Source organism: Saccharopolyspora rectivirgula DSM 43747 (assembly GCF_000497205.1).
GTDB classification, from domain to species: domain Bacteria; phylum Actinomycetota; class Actinomycetes; order Mycobacteriales; family Pseudonocardiaceae; genus Saccharopolyspora; species Saccharopolyspora rectivirgula.
This window is the reverse complement of sequence record NZ_AYJW01000034.1, coordinates 17,936-42,245: the sequence shown is the minus strand read 5'-3', so window position 1 is coordinate 42,245 and position 24,310 is coordinate 17,936. Positions and strand designations below refer to the sequence as shown.

The following is a 24,310-nucleotide window of genomic DNA, read 5'->3' as shown; positions in this document are numbered from 1 at the left end:
CCTGCCGGTCGACCTCGAAGTTGTCCTTGCCCCCGACGAAGGCGTCGTAGACCCGCGCGATGCTCGGTTTCGTCGTGTCGATGTTCAGGTGCTCCGCTGACATGCCCGTCCGCTCAGTGTGAAGTCCGGTGTACAGATCAAGATTGAGGGTAATCATCGGAACACGGTTCGAAAACCCACCCTGGTCAATTGCCGCCGCCCCCGGAGTTGGCCGGGCCGGCAGCGGACGAACAACCAGCTAGTCCTTTGTGGACCAAATCGCTGGGTGGGAAAGCTGGGAAGGCAGCGGAGCAGCACGCCACCACCGCTCGAGCCCGAGGAACAGCAAGGGAACTTTTCCGCGGGCGCCGATCGAAAGGTTCCCGTGCCAACCGGCCGGTGCCGGGTGCTGCCGCACGGCGCACCGGGATCCTCCGGCAGTTGCCCGCTCTTGCTCCGTCCAGTGGCACACTGGCCCAGGTGAGCGGAACGGTACTGATTCTCGGCGGCCGCAGTGAGATCGGCGTCGCCGTGGCACAGCGGCTGGCCGAGCGAGGCCACCGCAAGATCGTCCTCGCTGCTCGTCGAGCAACGGACTTGGACGGGGAGGAGAGGACCCTGCGCGATGCGGGTGCGGCGGAGGTCGTTCGGGTGGAGTTCGACGCCGACCGGCTCGACGAGCACGAGTCCGTGCTGCGCACCATCACCGACGAGCACGGTCCGATCGACGTCGCGGTGATCGCCTTCGGCATCCTGGGGGACCAGCAGCGCGCTGAGCGCGACGCCGAGCACGCGATCAGCATCGTGCACACCGACTACGTGGCGCACGTCAGCATCCTCACCCACCTGGCCAACCTGGTGCGCCGCCAGTTGTGCAACCGGATCGTGGTGTTCTCCTCGGTCGCCGGTGTGCGGGTGCGCCGCGCCAACTACGTCTACGGTTCGGCCAAGGCGGGGCTGGACGGGTTCGCTTCCGGGCTGGCCGATGCGCTCACCGGCACCGGTGGCAGGTTGTTGATCGTCCGCCCGGGGTTCGTGATCGGCAGGATGACCAGGGGCATGAGCCCGGCTCCTTGGTCGAGCACCCCGGACCAGGTGGCCGACGCGACGGTGCGGGCGTTGGTCGACAACCGCCGCACGGTGTGGGTCCCGCCGATCCTGCGGTGGGTGTTCGCGCTGGCCCGCTTCATCCCGCAACCCATTTGGCGGCGGTTGCCGCGCTGAACAGCAGTTGGCATCCCGGCCGTTCGACCGGGATGCCAACCGCGCGGTGGTCACATGGGTGGGCGACGGCGCGGCTGCGGCGGTTTGAACCGTCCCCCGTCCGGGCCGGTGGGGCGTTCAACACCGGCTCCCAAGTGGGTCCGGAACCACTTGGCCGCCAAGTCGGCCACCTTCTCGAGCGCCCCCGGCTCTTCGAAGAGGTGTCCCGCGCCGTGCACGATTTCGGTCTTCACTTCGGCGAGTGGCAGGGAGGTCAGCAGCTGGGCCGCCTGCCGGTTGAGGTTGAGCACTTCGCGGTCGTTGCTACCGACGATCAACAGCGTGGGTGTGCGCACCGAGGACAACGCCTCGCCGCCGAGATCCGGGCGCCCTCCGCGGGAGACCAGTGCGCCCACTCGATCGGGGCGGGCAGCTGCTGCTTTCAGCGCTGCGGCTGCGCCGGTGCTCGCCCCGAAAAGACCTACCCGCATGCCCCTGGTGGCGGGGTGGCGGTCGAGCTCGTCGATCGCCATCACCAGGCGTTCGGCCAAGAGGTCGATGTTGAAGCGCAGCTCCTGCGTGCGGTGGTCGTACTCGGCTTCTTCCCGGGTCAGCAGATCCATGAGCATCGTGCCGAAACCGGCGTTCTGCAGCGATTCGGAGACCGAGCGGTTTCGCGGGCTGTGCCGGGAACTGCCTGATCCGTGGGCAAAAAGAACCACCGCCCGCGCCGGCGGTGGCACCACGAGTTCCCCTTCGAGCTCGCCATCGGCGATTCCGATGGCCACGCGTTCACTGGTGAGTTGGACCATGTGAGCCTCCCTTGTCCCACGCCCGGATTACCCACGCGTCAGGGGGTGATACACACCACCGTCTCGAACAACTTCCCGCTCGCGCTAGGGATGGTGGAACTGGCGGAGGCAGATTCACCCTTCCAGGGACGCCGTGCTGGTCGGATAGGGTGGCTCGCTGCGCTGGTCGCACGAACGCCTTGGCCCGAACAGACCAAGGGGGTTTTCACTGTTCGGGAAAGGAGGGTTCCCCGCTCCGCCGCCGATCAGGTGAGGGCGGTGCTGGTGGTGCGTCGGAGGCCGGTGGGGCTGTTGATCGGTGGCGCGGCGGCTGTGGTCGTTGATCTGCGGTGGTCTGGCGGCCTGCTTCGCCGCGTCGTTCCGGGGCTCCGAATTCCGCTGCTGCGGGCGTGTTGCCGGGCCGGCCGGGGGGGGCTGCCGAGGAACTCCTGTTGAAGGATTTCCTCGGCGCGGGGATCCGGCAGAGGGGCCGCCTTCGTTCGTCCACTGTGGTGCTGCTGGACGAGCTGGGGGGCGTTCCGGTGGACTGGTTCTTCTTGCTGGGCGGGGGGATCGACGAGGCGGGCCGGGGTCGGTGGTGCCGCGCGCCTCGCCGGTTCGCTACCGCTTCGTGGTGTTGGCGAAGAAGCTGGTGACCGTGACGGCGATGTCTTCCGGGTTGGCTCGCATTTCGCCGTTCAACCACGCGGTCACCAGCTCGGCGAGGCCGCCCGCCAGCAGCACGCCGTTGATGTGCGCTCGGGTGGGTGGCAGTGCTTCTTCCCCGTACAACTTCCGGGATTGGGCGGCGATCAAACGGGCGAAGTCGTGCAGCAGCTCGCGGCGTCGGGTGCGCAGCGGTTCGGCCGCGGCTGATTCGATGATCGCCGCCCGCCCCTTCCGGGGGTCGGTGGCGATGAGGTTGATGAAAGCGTCGATGCCGGCCCGGATCTGCTCGCGCGGGTCGCCATCGGCGGCTTCCATCGCGGCCAGGGTCACGGTGCGGATCTCGTCCGCGATCCCGTCGATGACGGTCACCAGCAGTTCGTCGCGGTTGCGGAAGCTCTCGTAGAAGTACCGTTCGGTCAGGTTGGCGTTGGCGCAGATCGCGGTCATGGTGGCGCCCCGCCAGCCCCGCGAAGCCAGCAGGTCGAGCCCGGCTTCGAGCAGCTTCTTGCGGCGGTCGGCGCGCCGGGAGGGGGCGCTGCGTCCGCGATACGGCCGTTCGGATGTAGCCACATCAACATCTTGACAGTTACCTGGATCACATCCATGCTAATTCTGACATGGCGCCCTGTCAGAAAGTGCTCGTGCTCCAACCCGCTCACTCGCCGCGCTGACCCGGCAGCGGCCGGGTCAGCGCCAGCCGACGGCCACAACTGCAGGGGTCAAAAATGGTGAATCTTCTCGATCGCACCGCCCAAGCTGCCCGGCAACGCCTGTCCTCCGTGATAGCCGCCCCAGCCCCACGGCCAGTGGACAACGCGCTCTGGAAGCTGAGCCGTCGCGGCCAGGTGACCGCACTGGCCGAACCACCAGCCGGGAGCGGACTGCGCCCAGTCCTGGGGGACTACGGTCTTCCCCTGGTCGGCCACTTGATCGACTACATCCGCTTCGGCACCGACTACGCCCGGGAAAGGCACCAGCGGTTCGGGCCGGTCTCCTGGATGGGGGCCTTCGGCACCAAGATCGTCAACATATCCGGGCCCGAAGCCACCCAAGTCGCCTTCGCCAACAAGGGCAAGGTCTTCTCCCAAGAGGGGTGGGTCTTCCTCATCGACCAGTTCTTCCGCCGCGGACTGATGCTGCTGGACTTCGAAGAGCACCTGAGCCACCGGCGGATCATGCAAGAGGCGTTCACCCGCGACCGGCTGACCGGGTACGTCGACCAGTTCGTGCCCGAAATCCGCCGGAAAGTGCCGGCGTGGGGAACCGGTGGGCGAGTGAGGCTCTACTGGGCGCTGAAGCGACTCACCCTCGACGTGGCGACGAGGGTGTTCATGGGGTTGGAGAGCGGCCCGGAAGCCGAGCGGATCAACCAGTCGTTCGTGGCCACCGTGCGCGCCGCCACCTCGATGGTTCGCCGCCCCATCCCGGGCACCCGCTGGCGTGCCGGTGTGCAGGGGCGCGAATACCTGGAGCAGTACTTCGCCAGCAAACTGCCGGCCAAGCGGGCCCGGGGCGGCGATGACCTGTTCGCCGCGCTGTGCGAGGTGACGACCAAGGAAGGCGAGCGGTTCAGCGACGAGGACATCATCAACCACATGATCTTCTTGATGATGGCCGCCCACGACACGGCCACCATCACCAGCGCCGCCACGGCCTACCTGCTCGCCAAGCACCCGGAGTGGCAGGAGCGGGCCCGGGAGGAGTCCCGCGAGCTGGGGCGGGAGCCCCTGGACATCCACGGCTTGGAGCGCCTGGAGACGCTGGACATGATCATCAAGGAGGCGCTGCGGATGTGCGCCCCGGTGCCCTCGCTGATGCGGAAAACGGTGCGGGACACCGAGGTCGCCGGCTACTACATCCCGGCCAACACCGTGGTCGGCATCTCGCCCGTGGTGAACCACTACTTGCCGGAGTACTGGACGAACCCGGACACCTTCGACCCGCTGCGGTTCTCCGAAGAGCGGCGCGAGGACAAGAGCCACCGGTTCGCCTGGGTGCCGTTCGGCGGCGGGGCGCACAAGTGCATCGGAATGCACTTCGGCACCTTCGAGGTCAAAGCCATCCTGCACGAAATGCTGTTGAACTACCGGTGGCGGGTGGCCGACGGCTACCAGGTCCGGTGGGACAACACTTCGCTGCCGGTTCCGGTCGACGGGCTGCCGGTGCAGCTTCTGCGGTGTTGAGCTGACGACCGGGGGTCGGCGCCTGCTCTGCAGTGCGCCATTGCAGCAGGAAGGGAACTTTTCTGGCATGTGCGTCGGAAAAGTTCCCTTCCTCTTTTGCTGAGTGGGAGGGATTGCCTCGTCGTAGGGGCTCGCGGCCGGAGTGGACGACGTCGACCGGACAACCTCGTCCACTTTGTCGGAATACCCGGGGTTTTGGGCGCAGCGCTCTCCACCGCTGGTTCGCGGGGTGGACGGTCGTGGAAGCCGTGCGAGCCGTGGAGCGAGTGCAGCCCGCTCCGCTGCTCGTCGGCCATAGAGAACAAGCTGCGGTGCTGTTCGCGCTGCACATCGGACGCCCGCTGTGCCGGTGGTAGTGGGGCGCTGTCCACAGCGCATTCGCAATAGGAAATTTCCGCAGATCAGCGGCTTGAACACGTCTAGAACGTAGGATCACGCATTGGTCACTTTTGCCCCGATCTGCCGATGTCAGGGCGACCGACCGTAGTAGAGAGAGCTAGCGGTATGCCGGCGGCAGTCGGTGAAGTGAGCGGGAGGTGTGATGGATTCAGTCCGAGCGGTCCCCGATGAAATGCGCGGTTTTTGCGAGCTGCTGGAGCGGAACGCCAACTACTTCAAGAGCCTCGACCAGTACGCGGAGCAAACCTCCTCGCACACGGGTGGTTTCACCGGCGTGATGATGCTGCTCATCCCGGTTGTGGAGGGCATCACGGCGCTCTTCGGGGAAACGCTGGATTTCGCCCACGGTGCGTTGCTCCGAGTCAAGGACGAACTGGAAAAGACCGCGGAAGAATACGAGCAACGCGAGGACCAGATCATCGAAATCCTGCGCCGGATCGAAGCCGATCTGGACAAGCTCATGATGTAAGGGGGAACTGTGGGCGCATATGCTGACGTGGTGGATCCGCTCGCGCAGTTAAGCGCGGACGACACGAACCAGGCCAGCGGCGATGATTTGAAGGCCGCGATCGAGGACGCCGGCTGGCAGGTTCAAGCGGTCAACTGGCTGTACGAGCAGGTCACCGGGCAGAACCTGGTCGAAGCCCTCATCGCACCTCTCACCGGGGACTTCGCCAAGATCGAGCAGAACGCGGCAGCTTGGCAGAAGATCAGCGACGCGCTGCGCGGCATCCGGGAGAACCTCAACAACGGCATCAGCGAACTCCGGGAAACCTGGGAAGGCGCTGGCGCCGCGGCGTTCGAAACCGGCCTGGTCTTCTCCTGGACGGTGGCTCTCGAGGCCGACGCGGGGTTGGCGAGGCTGATCAGCAGCGGCTTCCAGAAAGCGGCTGAGGGGTCCCGCCGGCTTTGCGACAAGGCGCTGGAGCTCATCCAGAAGCTGGTGGACCGGCTGATCGAGATCGGCGCCACCGGGTGGATCCCGATCGCGGGATGGGCCAACGTGGCTCGCAACGTCATGAAGTGCGTCGACATCGTGTCGACGGTCCTGGGGCTCATCGAAGCGCTCAAGGGCTTGTACGACTCGGTCGTCAACCTCATCAACAGCGTGATCTCCGCTGGCACCTCGCTGGCCAAGATCAAGGACGTGCGCAGCCTTGGCGACGCCGTGAACCTCGGGATCGAGATCGGGGAGAAGGCGACCGAGGTCACCGATGCGGCCACCGGGGTTCGCGACAGCGTCGACCAGGTGCGGCAGTCGGCCAGGGACACCAAGAACGCTTTCTCCGGCAATTCCGACAACGGGGATGGCGGGGACTCCGGGGACGGCTCGGGCGGTGGCTCCGACTCCAGTGGGGGCAGCAGTAGCAGTTCCAGCTCCGACTCGAGCAGCAGCAGTTCGAACAGCGGTGAGTCGTCCGGTTACCGGACCGCGATGTCCGGCACGCTATGACTTTAGGGTGAGACGATGGAGAGTTGGAAGACGCCGGAGATCAGGGCAGCTGAGGAAGCCCTGGAAGAGGCGCTGCTGAAGGCAGACGAAGCGATCGCAGAAGCGGACCAGTTCAGCGCATCCCTTCCGGACACCAGTTTGTCGCAGGAGCAGATCCAGCAGATCGAACAACTGGTGCGCGAGGGCAAAGCTCCGCCGGAGATCAGGGCTCTGCAGGAGCGCATCGACGCCGGGGAGTTGAGCTGGGACGACATCGCCAACGGGCGGGCGTTGCGCGATGAGGGTGTCAAGAACGCCTTCGCGCTCGTGGTCTCCGACATGCAGCGGGCGAAGGACCTGATCGACGAAGGGCACTCGCTCGACGACATCATCGATGCCGACCCGCACCGCGCCCCGCAAGGGTTCGACGACGATGACGACTACCCGCCGGACTCCATGCTCCAGCGTTGAGAATGGTGATTGATTGCTTATGAGCCGCAAAACACTGAGGACGTTGGCGGTAGGCTGGCTCGTCGTCGTGGTGGGAGCCTTCGCGCTCGTCACCGCGGCGGTCATGTTCACTGCCCCGAGCCTGGGCTACGAGTCTCCGGAGAACTCACCGGTGACGGGGCGTCCCGCTCCGTACCGGTGGAACGGTGAACCGCTGATCCTCAGCAGTCGGAATTCTGGTGAGCAGCGCTACCCCAACTGCGTCGTCACCCCGGACAACGGTGAAGAGCGTTCCATCAACCTGTGGGGGCACAGTCGCCGCTGGGTCTTCCGGGGAGCTGAGCTCGAGCCGTGGTTCTCCGGAGCCGCGACCATCAGGTGCAACGTGAACGCCTCGGTGTACACAGGCACGCACTACACCATTTACAAGGCGGTCAGCAGCAGGCCCTTCACCGTGGGCGTGGTGATCGTGGGGGTCGCCCCGTTCGCCGCTCTGGTCCTCACCAATTCGCGGCAGAAGCAACCGCAGTGAGCCGCTGGTTTTTCGCCCCGGGGCGGATGCCCCGGGGCATTTTTCATTGCAAATCGATTTCGGGGAACAGCGCTCGGTGATGATGTGGCCGAATTCGATCACGATGAGTGACTGATCTGTTGGGTTTTCGAATTCGGTGCGGTTGGTGGGGAAGTGCCGAGCAGGTCTACCGCCCGCTCCGGGGGGCTTGTAGCTGCACGAATGGTGCCGACCGGAGGTGGACCGTAGCGATCAGTGGCGTCTGAGGTACAAAATGATCACGCTGTATGGACGGGAAGTGGTGAGGCGTGAGCATCGGTGTGCCTGGCTGCCGGCTGGACGGGACTGCTGCCGCTGCTGAGGAGCAGGTCGCTTACGTGGTGGGGTGCGCTGCTCCGCCGGTTCGTGAGCTGACCGATCCAGTGACCCGATTGCGGCAGGAGGGCTGGCAGGTCCATGTCGTGCTCACGCCGACAGCGGCGAGTTGGGTCAAGGCCGGCGAATTGGAGAAGCTCTCCGGCAACCCGGTGCTGGTGGAGCAGGGCGCTCCTGGTGAGGTGAAGCCGCTGCCGCGGGCCGATGCGGTGCTCGCCGCGCCGTTGACGTTCAACACCCTGAACAAAGTGGCGTCCGGTATCAGCGACACGCTCGCGGCCAGGATGCTCAACGAAATGCTGTGCTTCGGAGTTCCCATGGTCTTCGCGCCGTGCGTCAACAGCGTTTTCCGGCAACACCCGGTATACAAGACCAATGTGGAACGTTTGGCGTCGTGCGGAGTGGAATTCCTCGTTCCGTCCAGCATCACCACCAGAGGTTCTGACGGGCACGTCGCTTTCGATTGGGAAGCGGTGGTTTCCGCGTTGCACGAGTGCCACAACACTCCTGCCTGGAGTCGTTTCTCCAATGTGGACTAGCAAAGTGGTCGGTCTGCTTCCCGTTGTGCTCACCGCGTCGGGGCTGCCGCTCCAGGTACCACGATGAATGGTGCTCGACGCAAATCGTCTTGAAGGGAACTTTTCTGCGCTCACCGAGAGAAAAGCTCCCATCATCCACCGTTGCGCAAGCGCATCTGTGAGTTCCAGGCGGTTGTTGCCACCACGTCCCGGTCGGTCGTGGCGAGCGTCAGCTCGGGCGAATCCCGTTCATCGTGATCTTCCGGTGGATTGCACATCTCCAGCGTCTGGATCAATACGAAACAAGTAATTCACTTCGCCGGGTTCAGCGGGCATCTTGAGCTGGGGATGCGCGCCCGGTGCAGCCCCAGCTCCCCGGAGGAGGCACCGTGCCCACCAGCGCCACCACGCACGACCTCGGCCAAATGGTCGACAGCACCCGCATGGGGCCGCGCCGCTGGGGAGTGGTGGGGATCTGCTTCCTGATCGCCCTGCTGGACGGGTTCGACACCCAGTCGATCGCTTTCATCGGACCAGCCGTGGCCGGGGAATTCGGTCTCGCCGCGGCCGACATGACGCTGGTCATCACGGCGAGCACCGCCGGCATGTGCCTGGGGGCGATGGTGCTGGGATCGCTCAGCGACCGGTTCGGCCGCCGCGTCGTGGTCCTGGTGGCCCTGGTGTGCTTCGGGCTTTTCTCGCTGCTGGGCAGCGCGGCCCGAACACCGGAGCAGATCGTCGTGCTGCGCTTCCTGATCGGCATCGGCATGGGAGGAGCCACTCCTGCGCTGCTGGCGCTGACCGCGGAGTACAGCGCCAGCAAGTACCGGGGAATCGCGATGGCGCTGGTGCTGCTCGGCTTGCCCGGGGGAGCGTTGCTCGGTGGCTTGGTCGCTGCCGCGTGGCTGCCGGCTGTGGGGTGGCGGGGGATCTTCTTGATCGGCGGGCTGCTGCCCCTGCTGTTCGCGGCGTTCTGCCTGGTGGCCCTGCCGGAGTCGCCGTCCCTGCTGGTGACCAGGGGAACTGGTGCCGCGCGGCGCCAGGTGAGGCGGTTGGTGCGCTGCTACTTCGCCGTGGAAACGGCGGAGGACGCCGAGTTCGAAGTCGCTGGGGCCGCGACCAAGCGGGCTCGGTCACCGCTCTTCTCCAGCGTCGCTTCCGCACCGTCACGATCGCGGTGTTCAGCATCTACTTGCTCAACTGGATCGCCTGGTACCTGCTGTTGCTGTGGATTCCGACCGCGCTGGCCGAGCTGGGGCTTGCGGAATCGGCAGCTGCCCTGGGCACGGTGGCGGTGAACGGCGCGTTCATCGTCTTCGCAATTCCGCTCTCCCTGCTGCTGTCCAGGGCGGACCCGCGCAACCTGCTGCTGGCCATGTTCGGCTGCGGGGTGGCGTTGTCGGTCGGCCTGAGCTTGGCCGGAACCAGTTTTCCCCTGGTGTTCGCGCTGCTCGCCCTGGCCGGTTTCGGGGTGGGTGGCCAGCAGCTCGCGTTGAACTACCTGATCGCGAACGCTTATCCCGCGCAGTTGCGGGCCACCGCGACCGGCTGGGGGATCGGTCTCGGCCGGGTGGGGTCGATCCTGGGGTCCGCGTCCGGCGGGTTCCTGCTCGACGCGCTCGGTGTCGCGGGCTACTTCCTCAGCTTGGCCGTTCCGCTCGCCTTCGCCGGCGCGGCTGCGCTGTTGGTGAAGAGCGCTCGCGGGCCGGAAGAACCCGCGCCGGATCCCTTCGCGGCGCGGTCGACGGGCAGGCCGTGATTTCACTGCTGCGGTCGCAGCACGTTCACCTCGAGCCCGGTGAGGAAGCGGTAGGGGCGGTGGTCGAGCAGGTCGCCGAACTTCTTGCGGAGCCGGGACATCTCCGCCCGCACCGTGATCGTGCGGCTGCGGTCCTGGAAGAGGTGGCCGGCGAGGTCGGCCGCGGTGCACCCGGCGGGGTTCTCGGCCAGGGTGCGCAGGATGTCGGCGTGGCGCCGGCTGAGGCGGTGGGTCCAGCTGGCCGACTCCCGGTGCACGGTCAGGGTCGGGCGGCCGGGTCGCCGGAGGTCGAGGACCACCCGGGTGCTGGTGGTGGGAACGTCACCGCACAGGCGCAGCAGCATCCCGCCGGGCAGCGGCTCGACCAGGCAGGTCCCGAACGCGGGCAGCCAGATGCGGGGCTGGTCGAGGTCGGCCGGCAGGGCCACCCGGTCGATCGGGGGGAGCCCGGTGGAGGCGGCGACCCACCCGGTGTGGTCGATCACCAGCGCTTGCCCGTTCAGCTTGGCGAGCATGGGGGTGCCGACGGCGCGCAGCCGGTCCAGGTGGGCGCGGTGCTGCTCCCACAGGCGTGCTTTGGCCAGGCCGGCGACCGCGTGGACCAGGGCCAGGGTGCTGGGGTGCACGGTGTCGGCCGGCCCGCTGACGTCGACCGCGCCGAGGAGCCTCCCGTCGCGGGGGTCGTGCAGGGGCGCGGCCGCGCACGTCCACGGGTGGTGGGAGCGCACGTAGTGCTCGCACGAGTGGACTTGCACCGGGGCTTCTTCGACGAGCGCGGTGCCGATCGCGTTGGTGCCGACCTCGGTTTCGCGCCACGACGCGCCTTCGATGAAACCGAGCTGGTCGGCGTTGCGCATCGCGCGGAGGTGCCCTTCCCGCCACAGGACGCGGCCGTCGGCGTCCACGATGACGACGATGTGCCCGGCTCGTTCCGCGGCGGGCACCAGCCCACCCCGCAGTTCCTGCAGCGCTTCCCCGGACAGTCCGCACCGCAGGCGGCGCTGGTGGACTTCGCCGGCGGGCACGGGGTGGTTGGCGGAACCGCAGTCGGGGTCGACGCCCTGCTCGCGGACGCGCTGCCAGGATTTCGCGATCACCGGACGCGGCATGGTGGGCGGCCGCTGGCCGGCCAGCACTGCTTCGCGGGCGCGGGCGAGCTGCCGTGGATGCGCTTGCGGCGCCATGGCGGTCGCGAGGTCCTGAGTGCGCATGCCAGCCCCTCCTGGGTCGGGGAACCGGTTCAACCAGGACTTGTTGCCCGGGTCACAGGAGACAGGAAAGCTGTGGCCGCGGGAGAATGCAAGAGCTGTTCCGGCGTGTGGCGCCGGTTCCCGCTGCTCAGTTCCCGCGCCTCGCGGCGGGGGTGAGCGGGTCAGTCCTCTTCGGCGAGCACCCGCTGCATGCGCGCGGTCACGGCGTGCCGGCGCGGGTCGCTGGCCGGTAGCCGGTGCGCGAGCTGGCCGAGCACTTCCAGGTCGTCGTCCAGGCCGCGTTGGGAGAGCAGCCACAGCGCTTCGACGTCCCCACCGCCCAGGGCCGCGCTGCGGAGGCGGGCGAGGAGCTCTTCGCGTTCGTCGCGGATCGCCGGGGCTTCCGAAGCGGGCAGCAGCGGCCCCCGGTGGGCTTGCGCCGCGGTCTTGATGTCCCCGTTGTCCAGGGCCCGGCGCACGTCGAGGAAGTCGGCGCACACTTCGGCGGTCAACCGGTAGGGCCGGGTGGCGATCACGCGTTCCCCGAGGTGGGCGCGCAGGCGGTGGATCTCGGCCCGGGCGGTCACCGGGTTGCCATGGTCGCCGTGGAGTTGGCAGGCCAGCTGGTCGGCGGTGAGCCCGGTGGGGTGCAGGGCCAGCAGGGCGAGGATTTCCGCGTGCCGCAGGCTCAACGCGATGTTCCGGCCGTCGAGCACCGCCCGGGGCCCGTGGGTGTCGAGGAAGGACAGGGAGAGCGAGGGGCGTCGGGCGCGGCTGCTGGTGGGGCGGCCGAGCCGCAGGAGGTATCCCTCGGCGAGGGGTTCCAGGGTCGCTTCTCGACCGTCGGCGAGCACCACGCGCCCGTGCGCGGGGGTGACGTCCACCCGTTCCGGCAGCGCCAGGCCGTCGCCGGGTTCGACCGCCAGCACCCGCCCCGTGGGGGCGAGCAGTGCTCCTGCTTCTCCGCGCAAACCGCGCAGGTGCGGCATGTTGCGGGCGCGCAGCTGCTCGTCCCGGACGGCCATCCGGGCCCGCAGGTGGCTTTCGGCCAGCTGCGCTGCCGCGCTCACCAGGGCGACCATCGCCGGGTGCATGGTGCGCAGCGGTCCGCTGATGTCCACCGCGCCCAGCACGCGTCCGGTGTCCGGGTCGTGGATGGGGCTGGCCGCGCACGTCCAGTCGTGGTAGGTGCGCACCAGGTGTTCGGCGGAGTGGATCTGCACGGGTTTGCCGACGGCCAGGGTGGTGCCCATCGCGTTGGTGCCGATGGCGTCTTCCGACCACCGGGTGCCTTCGGCCAGGCGCACCTGTTCGGCTCGGCGGGCGACGCCGGTGTTGCCCTCCAGCCACAGCACCAGACCGTCCTGGTCGGTCACGATCATGACGTGCTTGGCTTCGTCGGCCACGCTGAGCACGGTTTCCCGCAGCACGGGGAGCACGGCTGCCAGCGGGTGGGCGGAGCGCCGCTGGTGGACTTCGTCGCGCTCCCACACCACCGGTGCTTGCCGGTCGTTCGGGTCCACGTCGGCGGCCAGGGAGCGCTGCCAGGACTCGTAGATCAGGGGCCTGGGGGAGCGGGGCGCTCGGTCGCCGCTGAGCACCGCGCTCCACACCCGTTCCAGCACCGACGCGTATTCGATCGGGTCTTCGAAGACTTCCGTGCTCACGCACTCGTTGTCGGGCAATGCCCTGCCTCCGGGGGGGGGATTCGCCTGCTGACGTGCTGGCGCGCTGCGGCCGTTCGCGGTTGCGGCCGCAGCGCGCTGTCCTGCCTGCTGGGGGCTAGCCGAGCACCGATTCGATGGTTTCCCGGGTGGCTGTCGGGTTTTCCATGTGCACCATGTGCCCGGCGTCGTCGACGACGCGGAAGGTGACCTGGTTGCCGAACACCTCGGGTTCGACCATCGGCACCACCCGGTCTTGCCGGCCCCACACCACCGCGGTGGGCGCGGTGACCTCCGCGAGGGCGGTGGTGGCGTCGATGGCCTGCTTGTCGCCGTCCAGCAGCGTGCCCAGCAGGGTTTGCAGGGCTTGCTGGACCCCGTCGATGCGTTTGAACTTCAGCAGGTCGTCCACCAGTTGCCGGGTCACCTGGGATTCGTCGGCGAACAGCTGCCGCAGGTGCGGTTTGAGTTCCCGGCGCGTGCTGGCGGACACGAACCCGCGCAGGTAGTCGGCGTTCACTTCAGCGCCGAAGCCGGCCGGTGCCACCAGCGTCAGCGACCGCACCCGTTCCGGGGCCGCGGCGGCTGCCGCGGTGACGATCGCGCCGCCCAGCGAGTGGCCGACCAGGTGGGCTCGTTCGATGCCGAGCGCGTCCAGGAATCCCGTGACGCAACCGGCCAGTGTGGACAGGCTGCCGTCGCCCACGTCCTTGCTGGAGTCGCCGTGCCCGGGCAGGTCCAGGGCGTGCACGGTGCGGCCTTGCGCGAGCGGTTCTTGGACGAACAGCCAGGAGTTCTTGTCCCCGCCGAAGCCGTGCACCAGCACCACGGTCTCGGGACCGTCGCCGAGGGTGGCGTAGGAGAGGGTGCGGCCCCCGACTTCGGTCTTGCTGGTCACCGGGCCTGCGTCCGCTTCGACTTCGCCGGTGGCGAGCTGTTCGCGGGCTTGTTCGACCGCGGCCTCGATGTCGCTGTCGGGCACCTCGGCCGGGGCGACGATCGCGATCGTCGCGCCCACGGGGGCGGCTTCCCCCGCGGGGACGACGATGCCGCGCAGCAGTCCTTCCTCGGTGGATTCCAAGGTGCCGGCGATCTTGTCGGTGTCGATTTCGGCCAGTTCCGTGCCGTCGGTGACGGGGTCGCCGATGGACCCCAGCCACTCGGTGATCGTGCCGCTGGTCATCGACAGCCCCCACTTGGGCATGGTGACGTGCCGGATCCGGTCGTCGGTCATGCTCAGCGCTCCCAGCTCGTGACTTTCTTGACCGCGTTGACGATGCGCTGCGGGTCGGGGATGTAGAGGTCTTCCAGGGCGGCGCTGAACGGCACCGGGGTGTGCGGTGCGGTGACCATTTCGATCGGTGCGCGCAGTGCGCCGAACGCTTCCCGCGCCGCGAGCGCGGAGATGTCGGTGGCGAGGTTGCAGCGCGGGGTGGCTTCGTCCACGACCACGAGGCGCCCGGTGTTCTCGACGCTTTCCAGGATCGTGTCGGTGTCGAGCGGGCTGGTGGTGCGTGGGTCGATGATGTCGCACTCCACCCCGGAGCGGGCGAGTTCGTCGGCGGCTCGTTGGGCGAAGGAGACCATCCGCCCGAGGGCCACGATGGTGACGTCGTCTCCTTCGCGCACGATGTTGGCTTCCCCGAAGGGAATGGCGTACGGCTCTTCGGGCACGTCGCCGGTCTCGTCGTACATCGCCTTGTGCTCGCAGAAGATCACCGGGTCGTCGTCCCGGATCGCTTGGATCAGCAGGCCTTTGGCTTCGTACGGCGAGGACGGCAGCACGACCTTCAGCCCGGGGATGTGCGTGAAGATCGGGTAGAGGGCTTGGGAGTGCTGCGCGGCGGCGTTGAGCCCCGCCCCGTACATGGTGCGGATGACGACCGGGGTGACGGCTTTGCCGCCGAACATGTAGCGGAATTTGGCCGCCTGGTTGAAGATCTGGTCGAAGCACACGCCCATGAAGTCGATGAACATCAGTTCGGCGACCGGGCGCATGCCGCGGGTGGCCGCGCCGATCGCGGCCCCGATGAACGCGGACTCGCTGATCGGCGTGTCCAGGACGCGTCCCGGGAACCGGTGGTAGAGGCCTTTGGTGACGCCGAGGACACCGCCCCAGGCGTCTTGTTCGCCGGGGGCTCCCGCGCCGCCCGCGTTGTCCTCACCGAGCACGATGACGCTGCTGTCGCGCTCCATCTCCTGGGCGAGTGCCTCGTTGAGCGCTTCGCGGTAGCTGATGGTGCGTGCCATGGGAAACCTTCCCGGTCAGTAGGAGATGTAGACGTCGGTTTCGAGGTCTTCGCGTCCCGGTTCGGGCGCGGCCAGCGCCGCGGCGACCGATTCGTCGATCAGCTGGTCGACTTCGCGGTCGATCTCGTCCAGCTGCGCGTCGGTGAGCTGGCCGTTGGCGGTGACCTTGGCGCGGAACGCCTTGAGGCAGTCGGATTCCTGCTTGGCGCGGGCGACTTCGTTGCTGCGGTAGGTTTGCTGGTCGCCTTCGAAGTGCCCGTAGTAGCGGGTGAACTTGACTTCGATCAGGGTCGGTCCGCCACCGTTGCGGGCGCGTTCGATGGCTTCACCGGCCACTTCGTGCACCGCGAAGAAGTCGAACCCGTCGACGATGACTCCCGGCATGCCGAATCCGGCCGCCCGGTCGGCGATGTTGTCCACCGACACCGACCAGGAGCTCGAGGTGGCTTCGGCGTAGCCGTTGTTCTCGGCGACGAACACGGCCGGCAGGTTCCACACCGACGCGAGGTTGAGCGCCTCCAACGTGGTGCCCTGGTTGCTGGCGCCGTCACCGAAGAAGGCGACCCCGACCCCGCCGGTGCCCTGCATCTTGGCGGCCAGCGCGGTGCCGCAGATCAGCGGCGGCCCACCGCCGACGATGCCGTTGGCGCCCAGCATGCCCTTGCTGAGGTCGGCGATGTGCATCGAGCCGCCTTTGCCGCGGCACGACCCGGTGCGCCGGCCGTAGATCTCGGCCATCATCTCCCGGACGTCGACGCCTTTGGCGATGCAGTGCCCGTGGCCGCGGTGGGTGCTGGCGATCGCGTCCCGCTCGTCCAGGTGCATGCACACCCCGGTGGCGGACGCTTCTTCCCCGGCGTAGAGGTGCACGAAACCGGGGATGTCGCCTTTGGCGAACTCCTGGTGCACCCGGTCTTCGAAGGCCCGGATGGTCCGCATCGTCCGGTAGGCGGTGAGCAGGCCGGTTTCGTCCAGTGCACCGGCCGGTTTCGCGGAAACCGTTCCTGTCATGGGATTCCTCCGTTGTGCGGTGCGGTGCGCCACGAGCCGTTGGGCGCGGCGCTTGCGGGCGGGGGCTGGATCAGCAGTCCGCGTTGGGCGGCGGTGGCGAGCACGGCCCGCACGTCCAGCACGCGCGGGCCCTGGTCGGTGAGGGTCACGGTCACGGTTTGGCCTGCGCCGAACTCGAATTCGCGTTCCCCGTCGAGGGCGACCGTTCCGGCGGGCACGTCGCTGCTGCGGGGTTGGTCCAGCGGTAGTGGTTCGGCGTCGGCGACGCCGACGGTGGTGAGCGCGCCGGGGGCGATGGGGGCCAGCACGGTGCGCGGGGCGGTGTCCTGCGGGGCGAACCGGACCGCGACCCCGCGCGGCTCGTGCCGCCCGGTGGGCAGCAGTTGCCCGGGGATGCTGGACAGCCCGGTCGCGTGGGGTTCGGCGAACGCGCAGTAGAGCTCGCGCAGGCTGCTGGCCTGCCACACCGCGCGGGCGCCGACGTGCTCGGCCGTGGACACGCACACGTCCACCAGCGCCAGTTCGTCCCGGTCGCCGCAGGTGACCCGCAGCAGTTTCGCCCGCTGCGCCACGGTCGCGGGATCGACGAGACCGGTGGCCACCAGGGCCGCGGCGGTGCCGGCGACAGTGGCCTCCCACATCTGGGGGAAGGCGTTGTTCGTTCCGGTGCTCAGCGGCAGCACCGGGGTGTCGCCCAGTTCGCTGGCCGCTGCGCGCACGGTGCCGTCCCCGCCGAGCAGGACGATCACTTCCGCGCCGGCGGCCCGCATCCGCCGCACCAGGGCCCGGGTGTCCTCGGCGGTGCCGGTGGTGCGGTCGAGTTCGCAGAACTCCAGGTCGGGAAGCCGCCCGGATTCGGTGGCGCGGTGCTGGCGGACGGCCCGCAGCACCCCGCCGGCCACGCCGAACTGGTCGGTGGACAGCAGGACCCGGTCGACGCCGAGCGCGCCGGCGGCGGCCACGATCCGCAGCACCATGTTCGACTTCTCGGCGTTGGGGAACACGGAGGCGTGCGCCACCAGTCGCCGGATGTCGCGGCCGGACATCGGGTTGGCGATGACGCCGATGGTCGAGCACCGCGTGCCCGGTGCGGGCGCCGGCGGCCGGTGGACCTGGCCGTTGCCCGAGCCGTGCTGCTGCACCCTTGCCTCCCAACCCGCCATTCGTGTAACGCAGGTCACTTCAGGTTGGGAACAGCAGACGCCATCCGCGCGGCCGCCGGCAAGAGTTGCAAAGGGTTGCAACCCCTCCGGAGCAACCTCGGTGCAACGCGGTTGCAACGCGTCGTGGGTCACGCTGCCGCCCACCAACCCCACTTCCGCGCAGGAGGCAGCAGATGACGAAGTACGCAGCGCCAGGAACTGAGGGAAGCGTCGTTGCCTACGAGTCACGCTACGACCACTTCATCGGCGGCGAGTACGTGCCGCCGGCCAAGGGCGGCTACTTCGAGAACCCGACCCCGGTGACCGGGGAGAACTTCACCGAGGTCGCCCGCGGCACGGCGGAGGACGTCGAACGGGCGCTCGACGCCGCGCACGGGGCCGCGCCCGCCTGGGGCAAGACCCCCGCTGCCGAGCGCGCCAGCCTGCTCAACCGCATCGCCGACCGCATGGAGGAGAACCTCGAGGCGCTGGCGGTGGCCGAGAGCTGGGAGAACGGCAAGCCGGTGCGGGAAACGCTGGCCGCCGACATCCCCTTGGCGATCGACCACTTCCGCTACTTCGCCGGTGCCATCCGCGCCCAGGAGGGCAGCATCAGCGAAATCGACGGGGACACCGTCGCCTACCACTTCCACGAGCCGCTCGGCGTGGTCGGGCAGATCATCCCGTGGAACTTCCCGCTGCTGATGGCGACCTGGAAGCTCGCCCCGGCACTGGCCGCCGGCAACGCGGTGGTGCTCAAACCGGCCGAGCAGACCCCGGCGTCCATCCACGTGCTGCTGAGCCTGATCGCCGACCTGCTGCCGCCCGGCGTGGTCAACGTGGTCAACGGTTTCGGCGTGGAGGCCGGCAAACCGCTGGCGTCCAGCAACCGGATCGCCAAGATCGCCTTCACCGGTGAGACCACGACCGGTCGCCTGATCATGCAGTACGCCAGCGAGAACATCATCCCGGTCACGCTGGAGCTGGGCGGCAAGAGCCCGAACATCTTCTTCAACGACGTCGCCTCGGCCCGCGACGCCTTCTACGACAAGGCGCTCGAAGGGTTCGCGCTGTTCGCGCTCAACCAGGGCGAGGTGTGCACGTGCCCGTCGCGGGCGCTCATCCAAGCCGGCATCTACGACGACTTCCTCGGGGAGGCCGTGGAGCGCACGAAGGCGATCCGCCAGGGCCACCCGCTCGACACCGAAACGATGATCGGCGCGCAGGCCAGCAACGACCAGTACGAGAAGATCCTCTCCTACATCGACATCGGCCGGAAGGAAGGCGCGAAGGTGCTCACCGGTGGTGAACCGGCCGACCTCGGCGGTGAGCTGTCCGGCGGCTACTACGTGCAGCCCACGGTGTTCGAGGGCCACAACAAGATGCGGATCTTCCAGGAGGAGATCTTCGGCCCGGTGGTGTCGGTGACCCGCTTCGACGACTACGCGGACGCGATGAAGATCGCCAACGACACCCTCTACGGCTTGGGTGCCGGGGTGTGGTCGCGCGACGCCAACACCGCCTACCGCGCCGGCCGCGACATCCAGGCCGGCCGGGTGTGGGTGAACAACTACCACGCCTACCCGGCGCACGCCGCGTTCGGCGGCTACAAGCAGTCCGGCATCGGGCGGGAAACCCACAAGATGATGCTGGAGCACTACCAGCAGACCAAGAACCTGCTGTTCAGCTACTCGACCAACAAGCTCGGACTGTTCTGAGGCGGCTGATGACCTGCAGCAGGGTGGCCGTCACCCCGCAGGCGGCGGAGCTGATCCGCCGCCTGCGCGGCCAGCACGGCCCGCTCATGTTCCACCAGTCCGGCGGGTGCTGCGACGGCAGCGCCCCGATGTGCTACCCGGCGGGCGAATTCCGCACCGGGGCTTCGGACGTCCACCTCGGTGACCTCGAGGTGGACGGGGTTCCGGAGCCGGTTCCGGTGTGGATGTCCGCGGCCCAGTTCGAGTACTGGAAGCACACCCACCTCACCATCGACGTGGTGCGGGGCCGGGGCAGCGGGTTCTCCTTGGAAGCCCCGGAAGGGGTGCGTTTCCTGCTGCGCTCCCGCCTGCTCACCGACGAGGAGCTCGAAGCTTTCGGGCTCGCCTGAGCAGTCCGCTGAGGACTTCTCCTGGACGGGAACCGCGCACCGCCACCGGTGGTGCGCGGTTCCCGCTTGCGCGGTGGGAAGTCTGTCGCCGATCGGCGGTCGCGGGCAGCGGTGCGCTCGGTGCTGGGGCTGCACCGCGATAGCGCGCACGAGCGGTTCTCGAGGTGAATCCTCCGTGCTCTGGGCGGAGTTGCGCGGGGCGGGCTCGTTCTGAGCCTGAGGCGCGGTGCTTTCGCCGGACCGCGGTGGTCGCGCTGGTGCGCCCGCTGCACTGGGCGGGGAGAAGACCGCGGGAGGAGTGGAGTCGCCACGGGCTGCCGGCGGTTCGCGCGGTCCGCTGCGCTCAGCCGTGACCGGTGGGCAACCCGCTGCGACTGCGTGCTCGGTCTGGGCGCTCGGCACCACCCGGGAGGTGGGCGAGGAGCCCGACCCCCGTTCATCTCCCCTTCAACGGGAAGCGCCCCGCCGTTCCTGGGCGGAAGGCGCTTCCGGTGCGCTGGGGCGTGCCGGGTCAGGAGCGGGTGGTGCGGAAGAAACCTTCCGGGATGATGAGGTCTTCGCGGGCGAGCTCGTGGATCGAGGACTTGCCCAACCCCAGCAGCGCGGAGTCGATGCCGCTGCGCAGGATGTCGAAGACGTTCCGCACCCCGGCCTGCCCGTTGGCGGCCAGTCCCCACAGGTAGGCGCGGCCGATCATGACCGCTTTGGCTCCCAGGGCGAGTGCTTTGACGACGTCGCTGCCGCGGCGCACGCCCCCGTCGAGGAGGACTTCCACCTGGTCACCGACGGCTTCGGCGATCGCGGGCAGCAATCGGATGGTGGCGGGGGTGGAGTCCAGGTTGTTGCCGCCGTGGTTGGACACCGAGATGGCGGTGGCCCCGATGTCGACCGCGCGGCGCGCGTCGTCGGGTCGCGTGATGCCCTTGATGGCGTACGGGCCGTCCCACTGCTCGCGCAGCCACGCCAGGTCTTCCCAAGTGGGCGGGGGTGTTTGCATCCACTCGCCGTAGGCGCCGAAGAAGGGCGGTGCTGGTTCCCCGGGCGGGAAGGCGTTCGGGGTGGTCAGATCGGGGAGCCCGTGCCGGAGGAAGCCCCACAGCCAGCGCGGGTGGCTGAGGCCTTCAGGGGCGAAGCGCAGCATGGTCCGCAGGTTCATCTTCTCCGGGATGGGCGGACTGCCCCAGTCCCGACTGGTGGCGAAGGACCAGTCCAGGGTGACGATCAGACCTTTGGCACCCGCGTTGCGGGCTCGCTCCAGGCGGGCGAGGATGCGGTCCCGGTTGCCGGACCAGTAGATCTGGAAGAACGTCTTCGGGTTGGCCGCCACCACGTCTTCTATCGGTTTGCTGGCGAACGAGCTGAGCCCGATCGCGGTGTCGGCCTCCGCTGCTCCTCGCGCGACCGCGACTTCCCCGTCCGGGTGCACCGCTTGCACGCCCGTGGGCGAGACGATGACCGGCAGGGAGATCTCCTGGCCGAGCACGGTCGTCGCCTGGTCCCGCTTCGCGGGCAGATCGGCGATGTGGGGGACGAAGCCGATTTCGCCGAAAGCCTTGATGTTGTCGTCCAGGGTCAAGCCTCGTTCGCTGCCCGCGACGAGTGCTTTGTAGACGGTTTTGGGCAGGCGTTTCTTGGCGCGCCGGTGGGCTTCGGCGACTGTCTCGAACCATTCCGACACTTCGGTTCCTCCATCGGTGGTCGTCGATGGTTGCGTGAGCGGAAAACCCGTTCGATCCGGGGCAGCAGGGGCGCGAGGGTGCGGTTGCGGATCGCGCCCCACCAGAGCCCGGCCCCGTAGGCCAGGTCGTCCAGGCGCCGCACGAGCACGTGCGCCAACGGCGGGAGGGGACTGCTGCTGTTCCGGTGGTCCAGCAGGCCTTCCACGAGCGCTGCGGCGGCGAGGAGTCTGCGCGCCCGCCGGCTGGTCAGCGCTGCTGCAGCGCTGAGCGGCCAGTAGTGGCGCGTCGCGGCGCGGGCCAGTTGCTGCGCGGTGGCGTGCAGGCTGCCGAGGGCCAGCAGCGCCCCCGCGCGGGCGGGGGTGTCGGCGTCGGGCATGCGCTTGGCCAGTCGGACGGCTGCGGAAGCGGTCAACGCCACCGCGAGCGGCGCTGTTCTGCGGTTGAGCAGCAGGATCGTGGCGGCCGAGGACCACCAGGCGGTGTGCAGGGGAGGCACTTGACCGGGGTGCCGGAGGGAGAGCGGGGCGGCGCTCGTCCCGTAGAAGGCGCGCTGGCCGACCCAGCTGAGCAGGTCGGTGCGGTGCTCGTGGGCCACGCGGGCGGTGGGGACGTAGCGGAGGCGCCAGCCGGCCCGGTGCATGCGCATGCACAGGTCCACGTCTTCGCCGACTCGCATGTCGACTGCGAACCACGGGACGGCTTCCCGGCGCACGACGATGGTGGTGGAGGGGACGTACGACAGCTGGGTGAGCGGGGCGACGGGCCCCTCCCGGGGCCCCATGTCCAGCGGGGAGCGGGTTTCTTCGAACGCGTCCAGCCAGTTCCGGTTCTCCCGGTGCAGCGGCACCACTCGTGGGGCGGCGAGCCCCACGGCCGGGTCGAGGAAGTTCCCCAGCAGCGTCGGCAGCCACCCCGGGCAGGGCACGACGTCGGAGTCGATGAAGGCGACGAACCGGGTGCAGCTGTGCCGCAGCCCGGTGTTGCGCGCCACGGCCGGGCCGAGGTTGTGCTCGTGCCGGAGGACGCGGGCGCCGTGCCGGCGGGCCGCGGCGGCGATCCGGGTGGGGTCGCGGGACCCGTCGTCGACCACCAGCACCGGCAGGTCGGCGGTGTCCGCGTCGGAGCGCAGGGCGGTGAGCAGCCGTTCGAGCATGTCGGCGCGGTCCCGGACCGGGATGACGATGCTGGTCTGGTGCGCGCGCACCGCGGGCGGGCGGGGGTGGACGACGCCGGCGTCGAGCAGTTTGCGGGCCACCGCCCGGGTGGCCGGGTCCGATGCGGTGAACTGCCCGGCGTCGAGCAGCCGGGCGGTCCGTTCGTTGAGCCGCAGCAGCCGGGGCGGGCTTCCCCCGTACAGCAGTCGCCCGTTGCGCGAGCGGTGCACGTCGGCGGCGAGCTGGACGGTGAACCCGTCGGGCAGGTCGGTGCTGCGCGGTGGGCGGGGTACCGCGGCCACCGGGTGTTCCGCGGTCATGCCCCGAACCCCCCGTCCGCGTGCACGACCGAACCGGTCACCGCCGTGGATTCCGGGGAGCACACCCAGGCCACGGCGGCGGCGACTTCGTCGGGTTCGAGCGCTCGGCGCACGAGCTGGTGCTGGCCGAGTTCTTCTTCGTCGTCCAGCCCGTACAGTTCGGCGGTGGCGCGCAGCATGTCGGTGCGGGTCGAACCGGGGGACACCGCGACCGCGCTCACCCCGGTTCCCTGCAGGTCGCAGGCGAGGCCGCGGACGAGCCCCAGCACGGCGTGCTTGGCGGCGCAGTAGCCGCCCAGCCGCCACAGGCCCCGGTGCGCGGCTGCCGAGGCCAGCGCGACGAAGCGGCCGTTGCGCGGTTCGGGGGCGGCCAGCAGGCGCGGCACCGCGGCGCGGGCGAGGTTGAGCACCCCGGTCACGTCGATGTCGAGCAGGGTGCGCCAGCTGCTCTCCGGGATCTCCCACACCGGTTCGCCGCCGAGGATCACCGCAGCGCACGCGACGGCGGCGTCCAGCCGGCCGTGCTGCTGCAGGGCCAGGTCGCAGGCCGCTGCCAGGGCGTTCGGGTCTCGCACGTCGGCGACCACCGACTCGACGCGTGAGTGGGATCCGGCCAGTTCGGTCAAGTCCTCGGGCCGTGCCAGGGGGTAGTTCACCGCTGGGTCGTCCGCGCAGCGGTCCACGGCCACGACCGCCCAGCCGGTGGCGGCCAGGCGGCGGGTTACGGCGGCGCCGATGCCGCGCGCGGCTCCGGTCACCACTGCCACGCGACGCTCGCTCATGGCGCGCCCACCTTCGGCGCGACCAGCAGCCGCCCCGTGTCGTCGACCTGCCAGCCCCGCACGGCGGCGGCCAGGGCGGTGGACATCTTCGCCAGCAGCTCGGCGCCTTCGGCGCCGTTGGCACCCGCCGGGTTGCCGAGGACGCCGTTCGGGCTCACCGCCTTGACACCGAGGGTCTGGAGCTGGTCCAGCACGGCCGGTGCGTCCGGGCCGGGCTCCAGGTGTGCTCCGCGCACGGCGTGGGGGCGGAGGGCGTGCACGATCGAGGTTTCGGCTCGGCCGCTGTGCGCGTGGGGTTCCCCGTTCGCGCACGGCCACCACGCGACGTTGCGTCCTTCGGAGCGGAGCCGCCGCACCGCGCCGGCCAAGCTGTTCAGGTTCCCGCCGTGGCCGTTGACCACGACGAGCCGGGAAGCCCAGCGCAGCATCGAGCGGCCGATCTCGACGATCAACAGGTGCAGAGCGGTGTGGCCGATGGAGATGGTTCCGGGGAAGCCTTCGTGCTCGCCGCTGGCGCTGTAGTTCTGAGTGGGGGCCAGGACGACGTCGGTGTCGCTGCGCAGCAGGGCGAGAGCGCGTTCGGCGACCGCGGTCGCGATGGCGGCGTCGGTGTCCAGCGGCAGGTGGGGGCCGTGCTGCTCGCACGCGCCGAGCGGCAGCAGCACCAGCGGTTCGCGTGCTTCCAGTTCAGGCCATGTTCGGTCGGCCAGGTGCCCGGTCATGACTGGGTTCCTCTCCGGCT

Annotated in this window: 24 protein-coding genes; 11 read left to right on the top strand and 13 right to left on the bottom strand. The window is 69.0% G+C overall.

All coding sequences use genetic code 11. From position 1 onward, the window contains the following. The coding region (locus SREC43747_RS20600; RefSeq protein ID WP_201768682.1) for an SAM-dependent methyltransferase at window positions 1-103 on the bottom strand (103 nt) is incomplete at its 3' end. A 356-nt stretch (window positions 104-459) separates the two neighbouring features. Here SREC43747_RS20600 and dprE2 point away from each other — a divergent pair. Then, window positions 460-1,203: a decaprenylphospho-beta-D-erythro-pentofuranosid-2-ulose 2-reductase gene (dprE2, locus tag SREC43747_RS0111305; RefSeq protein ID WP_029721355.1), complete on the top strand. Its 744-nt coding sequence runs from the start codon at window positions 460-462 to the stop codon at window positions 1,201-1,203. Between the two features lie 50 nt (window positions 1,204-1,253). Here the strand turns inward: dprE2 and SREC43747_RS0111300 are convergent, their stop codons facing one another. Both SREC43747_RS0111300 and SREC43747_RS0111295 read right to left on the bottom strand, forming a co-directional pair. After that, complete coding sequence (locus SREC43747_RS0111300) at window positions 1,254-1,994, bottom strand: dienelactone hydrolase family protein (protein WP_029721354.1); 741 nt, start codon at window positions 1,992-1,994, stop codon at window positions 1,254-1,256. A 600-nt stretch (window positions 1,995-2,594) separates the two neighbouring features. Continuing rightward, a complete protein-coding gene (locus tag SREC43747_RS0111295; protein WP_037331803.1) occupies window positions 2,595-3,212 on the bottom strand; it encodes a TetR/AcrR family transcriptional regulator in 618 nt (205 codons plus the stop codon). A 155-nt stretch (window positions 3,213-3,367) separates the two neighbouring features. Here SREC43747_RS0111295 and SREC43747_RS0111290 point away from each other — a divergent pair, with 155 nt between their 5' ends. From SREC43747_RS0111290 to SREC43747_RS21700, 8 genes are all read left to right on the top strand, one after another. Next, the gene (locus tag SREC43747_RS0111290) at window positions 3,368-4,825 is read left to right on the top strand and encodes a cytochrome P450 (RefSeq protein WP_029721352.1); all 1,458 of its coding nucleotides are present in this window, start codon (window positions 3,368-3,370) and stop codon (window positions 4,823-4,825) included. 541 nt (window positions 4,826-5,366) lie between these two features. Then, on the top strand, window positions 5,367-5,693 hold the full coding sequence (locus SREC43747_RS0111280; protein ID WP_029721351.1) for a hypothetical protein: 327 nt from the start codon (window positions 5,367-5,369) through the stop codon (window positions 5,691-5,693). 9 nt (window positions 5,694-5,702) lie between these two features. Next, on the top strand, window positions 5,703-6,677 hold the full coding sequence (locus SREC43747_RS0111275; protein WP_029721350.1) for a WXG100 family type VII secretion target: 975 nt from the start codon (window positions 5,703-5,705) through the stop codon (window positions 6,675-6,677). A 15-nt stretch (window positions 6,678-6,692) separates the two neighbouring features. After that, window positions 6,693-7,127, top strand: a complete 435-nt coding sequence (locus tag SREC43747_RS0111270; protein ID WP_029721349.1) for a hypothetical protein — start codon at window positions 6,693-6,695, stop codon at window positions 7,125-7,127. Between the two features lie 43 nt (window positions 7,128-7,170). Then, window positions 7,171-7,638: a hypothetical protein gene (locus SREC43747_RS0111265; RefSeq protein ID WP_152528392.1), complete on the top strand. Its 468-nt coding sequence runs from the start codon at window positions 7,171-7,173 to the stop codon at window positions 7,636-7,638. Window positions 7,639-7,925: 287 nt separating this feature from the next. Continuing rightward, the gene (locus SREC43747_RS0111260) at window positions 7,926-8,531 is read left to right on the top strand and encodes a flavoprotein (protein ID WP_236623143.1); all 606 of its coding nucleotides are present in this window, start codon (window positions 7,926-7,928) and stop codon (window positions 8,529-8,531) included. Between the two features lie 368 nt (window positions 8,532-8,899). Further along, window positions 8,900-9,808, top strand: coding sequence for an MFS transporter (locus tag SREC43747_RS21705; RefSeq protein ID WP_201768681.1), 909 nt, complete (start codon window positions 8,900-8,902; stop codon window positions 9,806-9,808). Beyond that, window positions 9,703-10,269: an MFS transporter gene (locus tag SREC43747_RS21700; RefSeq protein WP_236623145.1), complete on the top strand. Its 567-nt coding sequence runs from the start codon at window positions 9,703-9,705 to the stop codon at window positions 10,267-10,269. The genes SREC43747_RS21705 and SREC43747_RS21700 overlap by 106 nt, the downstream gene beginning before the upstream one ends. A 2-nt stretch (window positions 10,270-10,271) precedes the next feature. On the opposite strand, the gene SREC43747_RS0111245 is transcribed toward SREC43747_RS21700, so the two are convergent. The 6 genes from SREC43747_RS0111245 to SREC43747_RS0111220 form a co-directional block, all read right to left on the bottom strand. After that, window positions 10,272-11,480, bottom strand: coding sequence for a helix-turn-helix domain-containing protein (locus SREC43747_RS0111245; protein WP_029721346.1), 1,209 nt, complete (start codon window positions 11,478-11,480; stop codon window positions 10,272-10,274). A gap of 161 nt (window positions 11,481-11,641) precedes the next feature. Continuing rightward, window positions 11,642-13,126 carry a GAF domain-containing protein gene (locus tag SREC43747_RS0111240; RefSeq protein WP_029721345.1) on the bottom strand — a complete coding sequence of 495 codons (1,485 nt, stop codon included), beginning with the start codon at window positions 13,124-13,126 and terminating at the stop codon, window positions 11,642-11,644. Between the two features lie 115 nt (window positions 13,127-13,241). Then, window positions 13,242-14,357 (bottom strand): acetoin dehydrogenase dihydrolipoyllysine-residue acetyltransferase subunit, encoded by a 1,116-nt coding sequence (locus tag SREC43747_RS0111235; protein WP_029721344.1) that lies wholly within the window; start codon window positions 14,355-14,357, stop codon window positions 13,242-13,244. 2 nt (window positions 14,358-14,359) lie between these two features. Beyond that, on the bottom strand, window positions 14,360-15,373 hold the full coding sequence (locus SREC43747_RS0111230; protein ID WP_029721343.1) for an alpha-ketoacid dehydrogenase subunit beta: 1,014 nt from the start codon (window positions 15,371-15,373) through the stop codon (window positions 14,360-14,362). Window positions 15,374-15,388: 15 nt separating this feature from the next. After that, the gene (locus SREC43747_RS0111225; protein WP_037331801.1) at window positions 15,389-16,384 is read right to left on the bottom strand and encodes a thiamine pyrophosphate-dependent dehydrogenase E1 component subunit alpha; all 996 of its coding nucleotides are present in this window, start codon (window positions 16,382-16,384) and stop codon (window positions 15,389-15,391) included. Next, window positions 16,381-17,526 carry an ATP-NAD kinase family protein gene (locus SREC43747_RS0111220; protein ID WP_051387955.1) on the bottom strand — a complete coding sequence of 382 codons (1,146 nt, stop codon included), beginning with the start codon at window positions 17,524-17,526 and terminating at the stop codon, window positions 16,381-16,383. Before SREC43747_RS0111220 ends, SREC43747_RS0111225 begins: the two co-directional genes overlap by 4 nt. A gap of 194 nt (window positions 17,527-17,720) precedes the next feature. On the opposite strand from SREC43747_RS0111220, the gene adh reads away from it, so the two are divergent. Together adh and SREC43747_RS0111210 are read left to right on the top strand one after the other, a co-directional pair. Next, on the top strand, window positions 17,721-19,244 hold the full coding sequence (adh, locus tag SREC43747_RS0111215; protein ID WP_029721340.1) for an aldehyde dehydrogenase: 1,524 nt from the start codon (window positions 17,721-17,723) through the stop codon (window positions 19,242-19,244). 8 nt (window positions 19,245-19,252) lie between these two features. Beyond that, window positions 19,253-19,633: a DUF779 domain-containing protein gene (locus tag SREC43747_RS0111210; RefSeq protein ID WP_029721339.1), complete on the top strand. Its 381-nt coding sequence runs from the start codon at window positions 19,253-19,255 to the stop codon at window positions 19,631-19,633. Window positions 19,634-20,144: 511 nt separating this feature from the next. On the opposite strand, the gene mftD is transcribed toward SREC43747_RS0111210, so the two are convergent. Genes mftD through mftE form a run of 4 tightly spaced genes read right to left on the bottom strand, consistent with a single transcriptional unit; the run spans window position 20,145 to window position 24,290 of the window. Further along, window positions 20,145-21,311 carry a pre-mycofactocin synthase MftD gene (gene mftD / locus SREC43747_RS0111205; protein ID WP_029721338.1) on the bottom strand — a complete coding sequence of 389 codons (1,167 nt, stop codon included), beginning with the start codon at window positions 21,309-21,311 and terminating at the stop codon, window positions 20,145-20,147. Next, window positions 21,206-22,786 carry a mycofactocin biosynthesis glycosyltransferase MftF gene (gene mftF / locus SREC43747_RS0111200; RefSeq protein WP_081722537.1) on the bottom strand — a complete coding sequence of 527 codons (1,581 nt, stop codon included), beginning with the start codon at window positions 22,784-22,786 and terminating at the stop codon, window positions 21,206-21,208. The genes mftD and mftF overlap by 106 nt, the downstream gene beginning before the upstream one ends. Next, complete coding sequence (locus SREC43747_RS0111195) at window positions 22,783-23,568, bottom strand: mycofactocin-coupled SDR family oxidoreductase (protein ID WP_029721336.1); 786 nt, start codon at window positions 23,566-23,568, stop codon at window positions 22,783-22,785. Before SREC43747_RS0111195 ends, mftF begins: the two co-directional genes overlap by 4 nt. Next, window positions 23,565-24,290 carry a mycofactocin biosynthesis peptidyl-dipeptidase MftE gene (gene mftE, locus SREC43747_RS0111190; RefSeq protein ID WP_029721335.1) on the bottom strand — a complete coding sequence of 242 codons (726 nt, stop codon included), beginning with the start codon at window positions 24,288-24,290 and terminating at the stop codon, window positions 23,565-23,567. The genes SREC43747_RS0111195 and mftE overlap by 4 nt, the downstream gene beginning before the upstream one ends. Window positions 24,291-24,310 lie beyond the last annotated feature (20 nt).